Genomic DNA, 12910 nt, shown 5'->3' with positions numbered 1-12910 from the left:
AATCATTCCTCCGCGGCGCTGGCGCGCAGGCGGTTAATACGGTTTTCGCTCCACTGCTTGAGCAGCAGGATGAAGAGCGCCAGGATCAGCAACAGGCTCGCCACGGCGAACGCGGCCACGTGGTTGTATTCGTTGTAGAGGATCTCGACGTGCAGCGGCAAGGTGTTGGTCACCCCGCGAATGTGCCCGGAAACCACCGACACCGCACCGAATTCACCCATGGCCCGCGCAGTGCAAAGCACCACGCCGTAAATCAGGCCCCATTTGATGTTGGGCACGGTGACGTGCCAGAACATCTGCCAGCCATTGGCCCCGAGCAAACGCGCGGCCTCCTCTTCCTGAGTGCCTTGTTCCTGCATCAGTGGGATCAGCTCACGGGCCACGAACGGCACGGTGACGAAAATCGTCGCCAGCACGATGCCCGGCAAGGCGAACACGATCTGGATGTCGTGATCCTGCAGCCACGGACCGAATAGCCCCTGGGCGCCGAACATCAGCACATAGACCAGACCGGCGATAACGGGCGATACCGAGAATGGCAGGTCGATCAGGGTCACCAGCATGCTTTTGCCGCGGAACGAGTACTTACTCACGCACCATGCGGCACTGACGCCGAACACCAGGTTCAAGGGCACCGAAATCAGTACGGCAATCACCGTAAGCTTCAGCGCCGACAGTGCGTCAGGTTCGAAGATCGCGGTGAAGAACGCACCCAGGCCATTTTTCAAACCCTGGGACACCACGATAAACAGCGGCAGTAACAGGAACAGCGCAAAAATCAGCCAGCCAAGGCCGATCAGGATTCGCCGCGACGTTGCACTGCCACGGCGGGCAGCGTTGGCCGAAGAGGCGGCAGCAATAGACGATTGGGACATTGTTCGCGCCTCCTTATGGGGTTTCGATACGCCGCTGCAGCAAGTTGATCAGCAGCAACAGAATGAAGGAAACCACCAACATCAGTACACCAATGGAGGTAGCGCCGGTGTAATCGTACTGGTCGAGCTTGACCATGATCAGCAGCGGCAGGATCTCGGTTTTCATCGGCATGTTGCCGGCGATGAAAATCACCGAACCGTACTCGCCAACCCCGCGGGCAAAGGCCAAGGCGAAACCGGTGAGCCAGGCCGGCAGCAGTGCCGGCAGCAGGATATGACGGGCAACTTGCCAGGGTTTGGCACCCAGGCACGCCGCCGCTTCTTCCACTTCACGGGGAATATCGGCCAACACCGGCTGTACCGTACGTACTACGAATGGAAGTGTCACAAAAGTGAGGGCCAAGGTGATGCCCAGGGGGGTGTAGGCGATCTTGAAACCCAGATCCGCTGCAAATTGACCTACCAGACCGGTGGGGGTGTACAGCGCGGTCAGTGCAATACCGGCCACGGCGGTAGGCAATGCGAAAGGCAAGTCGATCATTGCATCAATGACTTTGCGCCCAGGGAAGGTATAGCGCACCAGCACCCAGGCCAGCAGTGTGCCAATGATGCCGTTGATGATTGCGGCATAAAGGGCGGTGCCGAAGCTCAGTTTCAACGCCGCCAATACCCGTGGCGCCGAAATAATTGCCCAGAACTGATCCCAGGTGAGTTGAGCGGCATGCACGAACATCGCCGCCAATGGTATGAGCACAATCAGGCTGAGGTACACCAAGGTGTAGCCCAGCGTCAGCCCGAAGCCGGGTATGACGGGGGAGATACGACGCGACATAAAAGTCCTTGGTTGAGAATGCACAAAGCCTCGAATCGCGATTCGAGGCTCCTTGATGGCTATTTAAGATTACTGCGCCTGGTAAATCTGGTCGAATACGCCGCCGTCGTTGAAGAATTTAGGCTGCGCGGTTTTCCAGCCGCCGAAGTCTTTGTCGATGGTCACCAGGTCCAGTTTCGGGAACTGCTGGGCGTATTTGGCAGCCACATCCTTGTCACGTGGACGATAGAAGTTTTTCGCGGCAATTTCCTGGCCGGCAGGGCTGTACAGATGCTTGAGGTAGGCTTCGGCGATCTGCTCGTTGCCCTTTTTCTCGGCGTTCTTGTCGACCACGGCCACTGGAGGCTCGGCAAGGATTGACAACGAAGGCACGACGATCTCGAACTTGTCGGCGCCACCCTCTTCTTTCAGCGCCAGGAACGCTTCGTTTTCCCAAGCCAGCAACACGTCACCCTGACCGTTGTTGACGAAGGTAATGGTCGAGCCACGAGCACCGGTATCCAGTACAGGTACGTGCTTGAACAGGGTTTGCACGTATTCCTTGGCCTTGGCTTCGTCACCGCCGTTGGCTTTCAGGCCATAGGCCCAGGCGGCGAGGAAGTTCCAGCGTGCTCCACCAGAGGTTTTCGGGTTCGGGGTGATCACCGAAACGTCGTTCTTGACCAGGTCGCCCCAGTCCTTGATGCCTTTAGGGTTGCCCTTGCGCACCAGGAACACGATGGTCGAGGTGTACGGCGTGCTGGCTTCCGGAAGACGCTTCTGCCAGTCGACCGGCAGGGTCTTGCCGAGCTTGGCGATTTCGTCGATATCGCCGGCCAGGGCCAAGGTCACCACATCAGCGCGCAGGCCGTCGATCACCGCCCGGCCCTGCTTGCCCGAGCCACCGTGAGACTGCTGGATTTTCACGCTGTCACCGGGATTACTTTTCTTCCAGAAATTGACGAATTCTGCGTTGTAATCCTGGTACAGCTCACGGGTCGGGTCGTACGACACGTTAAGCAGTTCGTAATCCTTGGCAACGGCGGAACCGGCAAACAGGGCGCTGGCCAGGGCGGCCAAGGCGAAATGGCGAATCGACGACATGGTGAAAGCTCCTGGAATTTTTAAATGTGTTGGCTTTTCTTATGATCTGGAATCGGGTTGCCTGCTCAAAGATCGCAGCCTTCGGCAGCTCCTACAGGGAATTGCGTGCCTCTGTAGGAGCTGCCGCAGGCTGCGATCTTTTGATCTTTCGCTTCAGCCCGGTTTATTGCCCGGTTGCTGCAAACGGAATTTCTCCTTGCGTTCGATCTGGACCACCTGGGCGTTGTGCACGGTGATTTCCACCGCACCAAACCGCAGGTCGCGCAGGGCGCTCTGGATTTCGCGCAGGATGGTTGCTTCGTCCTGGCCGTCAACGCTACGTAGAGATGCGCTCATGGTGCTGCTCCTTCGACTGAGAGGTTGCCTGGCAGTGGCGGCACTGCTTACGGCGTGAGACCAATAGTAGAGAGGCGCGGATATTCTTAAAAAGACTATTTAAGAATGTTTATATAACCAGAAGAATTATCGCTCCACACTCCGCGTGGGAATGCATCCAGTGGCGCTCTGCGCCACCTTGCGATCAGGGACGCAGCGCGTCCAAGCGGCATTTCCACGCGAACAGTGGGAACGATCAGCGCGGGGAAATGACAGGGGTTCGAGCCCAATCCAGCTGCATCGCCGGCACTGGCCGCCCAAACCAGTACCCCTGCCCCAGATGACCGCCGTGTTCCAACAGGAACGCCGCCTGCTCGACCTGCTCAATGCCTTCGGCTTGCACCTGCATGCCCATGCTCTGCGCCAGGGCGATGATGACCCGCACAATGGCCGCGTCATCTTCATCGCACGGCAAACCGGCGACAAAGCCCTGATCGATCTTTAGCTTCTGCACCGGCAGGCGCTTGAGTCGCAGCAGCGACGAATATCCGGTGCCGAAATCATCGATGGCCAGTTGCACACCCAATTCCCGTAGGCGGTGCATTTGCTCAAGCGCAACTTCCGGATCTTCCATCACCGCACTCTCGGTGACTTCCAACTCCAGGCAGGCCGGGTCCAGGCCGGTTTCGCGCAGAACCTGCGCAACCTGTTGGTACAACTCACGGCCGGCGAACAGACGCGATGAAACATTCACCGCAACAAACGACAACGCCACGCCCGCCCGCAGCCACTGGCACATCTGCTCACAAGCCTGGCGCATCACCCAGGCGTCGATCTGGGCGATCAGGCCGGTTCGCTCGGCAATCGGAATGAATTGCGCAGGCGACACCAGGCCGCGTTGTGGATGCTCCCAGCGCACCAGTGCCTCGACGCCGATCAGGCGACAGGTCTTGAGATCGTGAACAGGCTGGTAATACACACGCAGCTCATTTTGCTCAAGGGCCCTGCGCAGCTCGGAGGCCGTCTCGACCCGCTGCTGGGCATGGGCGGTCAACTCTTCGGTGTACAGGGCATAGCCATCGCGCCCGCCACTCTTGGCCTTGAACAGCGCCGAGTCGGCATTGCGCAACAACTGTTCGGCACTCAGGGCGTCGCTGGGGAACAGGCTGATACCGATGCTGGCGTTGATGAACAGCCGATGCCCGTGAATGTCGAAAGGCTCCTTGAGGCCTTCGATGATCCGCTGGGCCAGCGCTGCGGCCTGCATCAGTTGCGGGCAGCTTTCGGCCAGCACGGCAAACTCATCGCCACCCAGGCGCGCCAGGGTGATTCCAGGGTCGAACATGGCACTCAAACGTTTGGCCACCGCCTTGAGCAATTGGTCACCCATCGTGTGCCCGAGGCTGTCGTTGATCATCACGAAGTGATCCAGGTCGATCATCAGCAATGCACAGCCACGCTTGTGGATTTGCGCCGATGCCAGGGCTTGCGTGGCGCGGTCGGTGAACAGCAGGCGATTGGGCAGGCCAGTGAGCGGATCGTGATGAGCCAGGCGCCTCAACTCATCTTCAGAGTCCTTGATCGCGCTGATATCGGAAAACACCGCCACGAAATGACTGCAGCGCCCCTGGTCATCGTGAATGAGGCGGATGGTCTGCCATTGCGGGTAGATTTCGCCGCTTTTGCGGCGGTTCCAGATTTCCCCGCTCCATTCGCCGACGCTGTTGAGCGTGGCGAACATCGCCTGATAGAACGCGGGGGGATGATGCCCCGACTTGAACAGACTGGGCTGGCGCCCCAGCACTTCTTCACGCTGATAGCCGGTGATAGCCATAAAGGCGCGGTTCACATGCACGATCAGCCCTTGATGATCGGTGACCAACACGCCTTCTCGGGTGCAATCGAACACGGCGGCCGCCTGGCGCAGGCGCTCGCGGTCTTCGCTTCGTCCCTGCCATGTCGCGCCGCCGCCCAGGCAACGCATCAGCCGCGACCGGGCGAGGAAGATCACGCCTGCGCTCAACACCACCCAAACGTGACCGTTGATCAGTTGCCATCGAAGGCGCTCGGCCGAATTATCGAATAAGCTGCTCAATAAATAGCCACTGAGCTGCATCCAGATCAGCGAAATCAGCAGGTAAAGCAGTGCTGCGCGCACGGCATCGCGATAGCTGGCAGACATAAGGCTGTCCATGTCCCCACGAAAAAGTCGGGATTATAGATTAAAGACACATCCTGCCACTCATATCTGAAAGGGCGACTGGTTTTATCTGTCCGCTTAGTGATAATGCATCGGCTGTTTTTTTCTTTTTCGAGGGCCCTATAGCCTATGTGGTACGAAGGTTTTCTCGGCTTGTCGCCCTGGTCACTGGTGGCAGTCACCCTGCTGATGACCCATGTCACAATCATCGGCGTCACGGTCTATCTGCACCGCTACTCGGCCCATCGCTCGCTTGAGTTGAATGCAGGCCTGAAACATTTCTTCCGTTTCTGGCTGTGGTTGACCACGGCGCAGAACACCCGCGAGTGGACCGCTATCCATCGCAAGCATCACGCCAAATGCGAAACCGTCGACGACCCGCACAGTCCGGTGATCAAGGGCTTGTCCACGGTTTTGCGCAAAGGCGCCGAACTGTACCGCGCCGAAGCGGAAAACCCCGAGACCTTGCGCATCTACGGCAAGAACTGCCCCGATGACTGGATCGAACGTAACGTCTACACCCGATTCCCACTGTTGGGCGTGGCGATCATGGCGGTTATCGACCTGCTGCTGTTCGGCACCATCGGCATCACCATCTGGGCCATCCAGATGATGTGGATCCCGGTATGGGCCGCTGGCGTGGTCAATGGCCTGGGCCATGCCGTCGGCTACCGCAACTTCGAGTGCCGCGATGCGGCGACCAACCTGGTGCCTTGGGGCATTTTGATCGGTGGTGAAGAGCTGCATAACAACCATCACACCTACCCTAACTCGGCAAAACTGTCGGTGAAGAAGTGGGAGTTCGATCTTGGCTGGGCCTGGATTCAAGTGTTCAGCTTCCTGCGCCTGGCCAAGGTCCAGCGGGTCGCGCCCATTGCCCACCGCGTCGAAGGCAAGGGCAACCTGGACATGGACACCGCCATGGCGATCCTCAACAACCGCTTCCAGATCATGGCCCAGTACCGCAAGCTGGTGATCGGGCCGCTGGTCAAGCAAGAGCTGGAAAAGGTCGATCACTCGGTCCGCCACCAGTTCCACCGCGCCAAGCGTCTGCTCTCGCGGGAAACCAGCTTGCTCGACGACAAGCACCACGTACGCATCCAGAACATGCTCGAACACAGCCAGGCGCTGAAGGTAATCTACGAGAAACGCCTGGCCTTGCAGCAGATCTGGGTCAAGACCAGCTCAAATGGTCACGACATGCTGGCTGCCATCAAGGACTGGGTACACGAAGCCGAAGCCAGCGGGATTCAATCGCTGCGTGACTTCGCCGATCAGTTGAAAACCTATTCCCTGCGCCCAAGCGCTGCCTGACACCGTTGATCGGTGCGCCCAATGCCGGGGCGCACCCTTCGGAACTTCGCTGCAAATCCCTTATCTCAAAGACACTTCGCCATCCAGGCGGGCTTCGCTGCGGTCGCCTAGAACCTTGAGCGGTGCACGCCCCTTGAGATTTGTGACGATGGTCAATAACCAACAAGACTCATCCTTTGTGCAATGGCCCGAGGCCGCGCAAACCCTTATGGCGCTGATGCACGCCCAAGGCGAGGTGGCGCGCCTGAGCGAACGTGAACAGTTGCTGAGCACCTTGCTGGTGAGCGTGAACGCGGTGCTGTGGGCATTCAATTGGGAAACCCGCCAGGTGCTGTATGTGAGCCCCGCCTATGAACGGCTTTTCGGCCGCAGCGCCGACCTGTTGCTGGCCGATTACAACCAATGGCGCGACAGCATTTACCCTGACGACCTGGAGTACGCCGAGCGCAGCCTGGCGGACGTGCTGGTCAAGGGTGCCGTTGAAGACCGCGAGTACCGAATCATCACCGCTGACGGCCAGCTGCGCTGGCTCAGCGACAAGTGCTTCATCAACCGGCAGGCCGAGCCTGGGCAGCCGGTGATCATTGTCGGCATCGCCGAAGACATCACCGACAAGAAGCAACTGGAGTCCGAACTGCAACGGCTGGCGACCACCGACGCCCTGACCAGCAGCAGCAACCGCCGGCATTTCTTCGAAGGCGCTGAGCACGAATTCGAACAGGCGCGACAACAGGGCACGCCGTTATCGTTTCTCATGCTGGATATCGATGATTTCAAGGCGATCAACGACACCTACGGCCACCAGGAAGGCGATAACGTGTTGCAACGTATCGCCGACTGTGGCCGAGCCGCATTGCGTCGCGGTGACCTGTTCGGGCGCATTGGTGGCGAGGAATTTGCCGCCGCCTTCCCCGGCTGCACGCCGGAGATGGCCCTGCAAGTAGCCGAGCGCGTGCAACGGGAGATTCAGGGTTTGACCTTCAACCACGAAGGCCAGACATTTGGCATCACCGTCAGCCAAGGGCTGACCAGCCTGACTGCCGAGGATGAAAGCGTGGAAAGCCTGTTTGCCCGCGCGGATGCGGCGATGTACGAGGCCAAGCGCCAAGGCAAGAACCGGATCATCACGGCCTGACCCGTCCAACACATAACTCCTGTAGGAGCGGGCTTGCTGGCGAATCCAGACGACTCGGTGGGTCAGATACACCGCCATCGCTGGCAAGCCAGTGCCTACAGGGATCTGCGACAGCCTTATTTCTTGCGGATCCGCACCAACTCCGGCAAGCCGATCTTCAGTAATCGCGCCGCTCGGCTATTGGCCAACGCTTCAACGCCCTCATGCTCGTTCAGGCGCGCCAGTTGCGCCGCCATATTCATTACCAGCGCCTCACGGGAATAAACCCCGCCACCGAGCTGGTAAGCCGCCGCAATCAGCTGCCGTAGCTCCAGCGGCAAACGCCAGCGGGTGCGCAACGCCGAACCGTAGGCGGCACCAAACTCGGCCAACGCCTCGCCCACTTGCTCCTGCTCGTCCAGCTCGCCACCGGCCTGTTTCCATTCCTGCAGACAACGCAGCAACGCCAGGTCGCCCAGGCGATGCAGCATGCCGGCGCAGTAACAACGGGCCTGATCCAGATCCAGCAAGCGCGCCAGCGTTCGCGCGTACTCGGCCGTGTGTAGCGACAAATCCCAGTAGCGCTCGGCATAGTCCGCCAGTTGCGGATCGCTGAGCCGCGCACTGCGCTTGAGTGTCAGGCCCAGGATAAGGTTCATGCTCTGTCCGGTGCCCAGTCGGTGCAATGCCTGGGACAGCGTCTGCACGGCGGTGCCATGGTGCTGGGCGGCGCTATTGGCGGCGGCAATCAGCACAGCGGTGACCTGTGGATCGGTGCGGATCTCACCTTCCAGCACCGCCAAATCCAGACCATAAGGATTGAGGCTGCGCTTGACCGCCACTTGCACGTCAGTCATCAGCGGCGCGCCTTCCGCCAGTTCGCGACGGCGCTCAAGAAACACGGACAGCGTCATGCCCGGCGCCAGCGCTGGCACCTCGCACGAAATCTCTTCCCCGGCGTTCAGCAGCAAAGCCTGCAGGCGCTGGGTCAGGCTTGCCATGTTCAGGGGCTTGGTCAGGTAGGCGGCGGGAGCCAGCGGCAAGGCCTCACGTACGCTCGCACTGTCGTTACGGCTGCTCATGAGAATGAAGGGCAACGGTGGATTGCGCTTGCGTTGGCGCACGCTACGCAACACATTCAGGCCATCGACGCCTGGCAACTCCCAGTCGGCGATGACCAGGTCGTACGGGTTTGACGCCAGCAACTCCAACGCCTGCTGGCCATCGGCACATAAATCCAGCCGCGCATCGCAGCGAACGTTCAACAATACTTCCTTGAGCAGATCGCGGGCCCATGGGTCGGCCTCGGCGATCAATACTCTCGGAATCGCGGGTAAAATGACAACTGTCATACAGCTCTCCCTGGCAATGCGTGAACCTTAGCCAAAGCCGGTCATCGGTTACAGCGCTAATACGCGGTTGCGGTTTAGAGGACATGAAAAAACCCGCCGAAGCGGGTTTTTTGTGAAGCAGGTCACACTCGCAGATCAGAGCTCGGAGAAGCACTCTTCGATGATCGCCAGGCCTTTGTCCAGTTGCTCGTCCGGCGAAGTCAGCGGTACCAGGACGCGCAGAACGTTGCCGTAGGTGCCGCAGGACAGCAGGATCAGACCCTTGTCGCGAGCCTTGGCCACAACAGCTGCCACGGCGGTGGGGTTCGGCTTGTGGCTGTCGCCATCTTCGAACAGCTCGACCGCGATCATTGCGCCCAGGGCACGAACTTCGCCGATCACCGGATACTTGGCCTGGATAGCCTTCAGGCCAGTCACCAGACGCTCGCCAACAGCCTTGCAGCGGTCCAGCAGGTGCTCTTCTTCGAAGACTTCCATCACGGCCAGGGCCGCGGCGCAAGCGATCGGGCTACCGGCGTAGGTGCCGCCCAGGCCGCCTGGTGCGATGGCGTCCATGTATTCGGCCTTGCCGCACACACCGGCCAACGGGAAGCCGCCAGCGATTGATTTGGCGAAGGTGGTCAGGTCGGCAGCAACGCCCATCTGTTCCATGGCGAAGAAAGTACCGGTACGACCTGCGCCGGTTTGTACTTCGTCAGCGATCAGCAGGATGCCGTGCTGGTCGCACAAGGCACGCAGACGCTTCATGAACTCTTTAGGAGCGACGTAGAAACCACCTTCGCCCTGAACCGGCTCGATGATGATGGCAGCGATGTCACGCGGCTCGGCGTCGTTCTTGAAGATGCGCTCGATGCTGGCGATCGAATCGTCGATGCTCACGCCGTGCAGTTCGTTCGGGTACAGCGCGCGGAAGATGCCGCCTGGCATCAGGCCCATGCCGGCCGAGTAAGGCACGACTTTACCGGTCAGGCCCAGGGTCATCATGGTGCGACCGTGGTAAGCACCGGTGAACGCGATCACGCCGGCACGGCCGGTAGCGGCACGGGCGATCTTGATGGAGTTTTCGACGGCTTCGGAACCGGTGGTCACCAGCAGGGTTTTCTTGGCGAAATCACCTGGCACCTTGGCGTTGATTTTTTCGCACACTTCTACGTACGGCTCGTAGGCCAGTACCTGGAAGCAGGTGTGGGTCAGCTTGTTCAGTTGCTCGGTCACGGCGGCGATGATTTTCGGGTGCACGTGGCCGGTGTTCAGTACAGCGATACCCCCAGCGAAGTCGATGAACTCGCGACCTTCAACGTCGGTCACGGTCGCGTTCTTCGCGGACTCGGCGAAAATCGGGTGAATCTGGCCAACACCACGTGGAACTGCATTGGTACGGCGGGCCATCAAATCAGCGTTAGTCTTGCTCATTACATTCCTCATTCGCCGCTCATCGGTCGGCGTGGTTCAAGGATTAAGCGACGGGGAACAACGGCAGCAGCATGCGATGATCGACTGCCACAGCGTTCCCGGCCACCGAGAAAATTCCGTTTGTTGCACGCAAAGGGGCAGCGCTCTCGTGCCCTTTGCGTTTGAAGCGATGCCTGTTCCCGGGATTAGATGCCCAGGCAGAGGTATTTGATTTCCAGGTAATCTTCGATGCCGTACTTGGAGCCTTCACGGCCCAGGCCGGAAGCCTTGATGCCGCCGAACGGCGCGACTTCGTTAGAGATCAGACCGGTGTTGACGCCGACCATGCCGTACTCCAGGGCTTCAGCCACACGGAACACACGACCCAGGTCGCGAGCATAGAAGTACGAGGCCAGGCCGAACTCGGTGTCGTTGGACATCGCGATCACGTCGGCTTCGTCTTTGAAGCGGAACAGCGGCGCCAATGGACCGAAGGTCTCTTCCTTGGCCACTGCAGCGTTGTTCGGAACGTTGGTCAGGATGGTCGGCTCGAAGAAGTTGCCTTCCATCGGCTTTCCACCGGCCAGTACGGTCGCGCCTTTGCTCAGTGCGTCGGCGATGTGCTCTTGCACCTTGGCCACGGCTTTTTCGTCGATCAGCGGACCGGTGGTGGTGCCATCTTCCAGACCGTTGCCGATCTTCAGCTTGGCAACGGCCACTTTCAGTTTCTCGGCGAACGCATCGTAGACACCGTCCTGGATGTACAGGCGGTTGGCACAGACGCAGGTCTGGCCGTTGTTGCGGTATTTGGAGATGATTGCGCCTTCGACGGCCTTATCCAGGTCCGCGTCGTCGAACACGATGAACGGCGCGTTGCCGCCCAGTTCCAGGGACACTTTCTTGATGTCCTTGGCGCATTCCGACATCAGTTGACGACCGATTTCGGTCGAACCGGTGAAGGACAGTTTGCGCACGATCGGGTTGCTGGTCAGCTCGCTGCCGATGTCGCCGGCGCTGCCGGAAACAACGCTGAACACACCGTTAGGGATACCGGCACGCTGGGCCAATTCAGCCAGGGCGAAGGCGGAGAACGGAGTTTGCGAAGCAGGCTTGAGCACCATGGTGCAACCGGCGGCCAAGGCCGGGCCGGCTTTACGGGTGATCATGGCGGCCGGGAAGTTCCACGGGGTAATGGCCGCGGTCACGCCGATTGGCTGCTTGATCACGATCAGGCGCTTGTCTGGCTGGTGGCCCGGAATCACGTCACCGTAGATGCGCTTGGCCTCTTCGGCGAACCACTCGATGAAGGAAGCGGCATAAACGATTTCACCCTTGGCTTCGGCCAGTGGCTTGCCCTGTTCCAGGGTCATCAGGCGAGCCAGGTCGTCCTGGTTCTCGATGATCAGCTCGAACCAGCGACGCAGTTTGTTCGCACGTTCTTTGGCGGTCAGTGCACGCCAGGCCGGCAGCGCTTTGTCAGCGGCTTCAATGGCACGGCGGGTTTCGGCAGCGCCCATTTTCGGCACGGTGCCCAGAATTTCGCCCGTTGCCGGGTTGTTGACCTTGATCGTCTGACCATTGTCCGCGTCTACCCAAGCGCCATCGATGAAGGCTTGCTGGCGGAACAACTGGGTGTCTTTAAGCTGCATGTCGGCTTTCCTTAACAGCACCGCGCACGCGCGGAGCAAATTATGATTGTAGAAAGGCGCCTCAGTAGGCTGCCGTCAGGGAAATCATTCACCGGGCTGAAGCACATAAATAGCGCACTGATTCAGATCGTGCGGTTCAGCACCCAGACAAGAGCGTTTGAAATCTCAAACGAATCCTAGGATCAAAGGGGGTAAAGGACAATAGCCTGTTCGAAAAAAAGAACGAAAACGCCGCATTTGCTGCTATTTTCTGATCAACGTAGCAATCGCAGGTTACGCTTTGAAAAAACGCATGCGATTCAGCAGCATGGACGCCCGCATTGCATATGAGTATCATGGCGCCCGCTGCACCAGTAGCTCAGCTGGATAGAGTACTGCCCTCCGAAGGCAGGGGTCGTGGGTTCGAATCCCGCCTGGTGCACCATACGTAGAAACGAGAAAGCCTCAGGCCGTCGGGTCTGGGGCTTTTTTGTGGGTCAAAAAAACCGCCTAAGCAGTTTTTTCATTCTGTCGTCCAGTCAAACTCGTCGTATTCATCATCCTCATCGTCCTCGAATTCTTCTTCAAGAACGTCTTCTTCCTCAGCATCACCCTCTTCCTGCTGGTTCAGCAGAAAATCCTTACGACTCTCGGTAATTGCTCGCCGTAATTCCTCGCCCTTTTCCGGGCAGTTGAGCATTTGGGCGATGCGGTCGATTTTTTTTGTCACGGCATCCTCCAACGCATCGACTATCGCCCGATAGTGCGCGCTTTCGGGCCTTGATGCCAAATCGACGAGCGTTTT

Annotated in this window: 11 protein-coding genes and 1 tRNA gene; 3 read left to right on the top strand and 9 right to left on the bottom strand. The window is 59.2% G+C overall.

Annotated elements, in window-relative coordinates; translation table 11 throughout:
- Positions 1 to 2 precede the first annotated feature (2 nt).
- From cysW to dibA, 5 genes are all read right to left on the bottom strand, one after another.
- The gene (gene cysW, locus QLG10_RS26360; RefSeq protein WP_008055400.1) at positions 3 to 875 is read right to left on the bottom strand and encodes a sulfate ABC transporter permease subunit CysW; all 873 of its coding nucleotides are present in this window, start codon (positions 873 to 875) and stop codon (positions 3 to 5) included.
- A gap of 13 nt (positions 876 to 888) precedes the next feature.
- Entirely contained in the window at positions 889 to 1707 is an 819-nt protein-coding gene (gene cysT / locus QLG10_RS26355; protein WP_008055402.1) for a sulfate ABC transporter permease subunit CysT, read from the bottom strand.
- A 69-nt stretch (positions 1708 to 1776) separates the two neighbouring features.
- The gene (locus tag QLG10_RS26350) at positions 1777 to 2790 is read right to left on the bottom strand and encodes a sulfate ABC transporter substrate-binding protein (RefSeq protein ID WP_110751810.1); all 1014 of its coding nucleotides are present in this window, start codon (positions 2788 to 2790) and stop codon (positions 1777 to 1779) included.
- A gap of 153 nt (positions 2791 to 2943) precedes the next feature.
- Positions 2944 to 3126 carry a sulfur starvation response protein OscA gene (gene oscA, locus QLG10_RS26345; RefSeq protein ID WP_007975618.1) on the bottom strand — a complete coding sequence of 61 codons (183 nt, stop codon included), beginning with the start codon at positions 3124 to 3126 and terminating at the stop codon, positions 2944 to 2946.
- A gap of 235 nt (positions 3127 to 3361) precedes the next feature.
- Positions 3362 to 5287: a phosphodiesterase DibA gene (gene dibA / locus QLG10_RS26340; protein ID WP_282488288.1), complete on the bottom strand. Its 1926-nt coding sequence runs from the start codon at positions 5285 to 5287 to the stop codon at positions 3362 to 3364.
- 147 nt (positions 5288 to 5434) lie between these two features.
- On the opposite strand from dibA, the gene desA reads away from it, so the two are divergent.
- A complete protein-coding gene (desA, locus tag QLG10_RS26335; protein WP_020795836.1) occupies positions 5435 to 6619 on the top strand; it encodes a delta-9 fatty acid desaturase DesA in 1185 nt (394 codons plus the stop codon).
- 148 nt (positions 6620 to 6767) lie between these two features.
- Positions 6768 to 7754 carry a sensor domain-containing diguanylate cyclase gene (locus tag QLG10_RS26330; protein ID WP_248678859.1) on the top strand — a complete coding sequence of 329 codons (987 nt, stop codon included), beginning with the start codon at positions 6768 to 6770 and terminating at the stop codon, positions 7752 to 7754.
- A 116-nt stretch (positions 7755 to 7870) separates the two neighbouring features.
- Here QLG10_RS26330 and QLG10_RS26325 read toward each other — a convergent pair whose 3' ends face one another.
- The 3 genes from QLG10_RS26325 to gabD all read right to left on the bottom strand — a co-directional run bounded on the left by QLG10_RS26325 (position 7871) and on the right by gabD (position 12126).
- Positions 7871 to 9085, bottom strand: a complete 1215-nt coding sequence (locus tag QLG10_RS26325; RefSeq protein WP_282488287.1) for an HDOD domain-containing protein — start codon at positions 9083 to 9085, stop codon at positions 7871 to 7873.
- 135 nt (positions 9086 to 9220) lie between these two features.
- Positions 9221 to 10498: a 4-aminobutyrate--2-oxoglutarate transaminase gene (gabT, locus tag QLG10_RS26320; protein ID WP_110751802.1), complete on the bottom strand. Its 1278-nt coding sequence runs from the start codon at positions 10496 to 10498 to the stop codon at positions 9221 to 9223.
- A gap of 185 nt (positions 10499 to 10683) precedes the next feature.
- Positions 10684 to 12126: an NADP-dependent succinate-semialdehyde dehydrogenase gene (gabD, locus tag QLG10_RS26315; protein ID WP_110751801.1), complete on the bottom strand. Its 1443-nt coding sequence runs from the start codon at positions 12124 to 12126 to the stop codon at positions 10684 to 10686.
- Positions 12127 to 12473: 347 nt separating this feature from the next.
- Between gabD and QLG10_RS26310 the strand changes: the two genes are divergently transcribed.
- Positions 12474 to 12550: transfer RNA gene (locus QLG10_RS26310), tRNA-Arg, on the top strand.
- A gap of 78 nt (positions 12551 to 12628) precedes the next feature.
- Here QLG10_RS26310 and QLG10_RS26305 read toward each other — a convergent pair.
- On the bottom strand, positions 12629 to 12895 hold the full coding sequence (locus QLG10_RS26305) for a hypothetical protein (RefSeq protein WP_177411648.1): 267 nt from the start codon (positions 12893 to 12895) through the stop codon (positions 12629 to 12631).
- Positions 12896 to 12910: the final 15 nt, after the last annotated feature.

It is taken from the genome of Pseudomonas sp. V98_8, from assembly GCF_029967975.1.
GTDB classification, from domain to species: Bacteria; Pseudomonadota; Gammaproteobacteria; order Pseudomonadales; family Pseudomonadaceae; genus Aquipseudomonas; species Aquipseudomonas umsongensis.
The sequence above is the reverse complement of the archived record's forward strand: the minus strand, read 5'-3'. Positions and strand labels throughout refer to the sequence as shown.

Bases quoted from the DNA above. Each gene is read 5' to 3' on its own strand.
- dibA (WP_282488288.1), bottom strand. From the start codon at position 5,287: ATGTCTGCCAGCTATCGCGATGCCGTGCGCGCAGCACTGCTTTACCTG.
- gabD (WP_110751801.1), bottom strand. From the start codon at position 12,126: ATGCAGCTTAAAGACACCCAGTTGTTCCGCCAGCAAGCCTTCATCGAT.
- cysT (WP_008055402.1), bottom strand. From the start codon at position 1,707: ATGTCGCGTCGTATCTCCCCCGTCATACCCGGCTTCGGGCTGACGCTG.
- gabT (WP_110751802.1), bottom strand. From the start codon at position 10,498: ATGAGCAAGACTAACGCTGATTTGATGGCCCGCCGTACCAATGCAGTT.
- QLG10_RS26325 (WP_282488287.1), bottom strand. From the start codon at position 9,085: ATGACAGTTGTCATTTTACCCGCGATTCCGAGAGTATTGATCGCCGAG.
- QLG10_RS26350 (WP_110751810.1), bottom strand. From the start codon at position 2,790: ATGTCGTCGATTCGCCATTTCGCCTTGGCCGCCCTGGCCAGCGCCCTG.
- oscA (WP_007975618.1), bottom strand. From the start codon at position 3,126: ATGAGCGCATCTCTACGTAGCGTTGACGGCCAGGACGAAGCAACCATC.
- cysW (WP_008055400.1), bottom strand. From the start codon at position 875: ATGTCCCAATCGTCTATTGCTGCCGCCTCTTCGGCCAACGCTGCCCGC.
- desA (WP_020795836.1), top strand. From the start codon at position 5,435: ATGTGGTACGAAGGTTTTCTCGGCTTGTCGCCCTGGTCACTGGTGGCA.
- QLG10_RS26330 (WP_248678859.1), top strand. From the start codon at position 6,768: ATGGTCAATAACCAACAAGACTCATCCTTTGTGCAATGGCCCGAGGCC.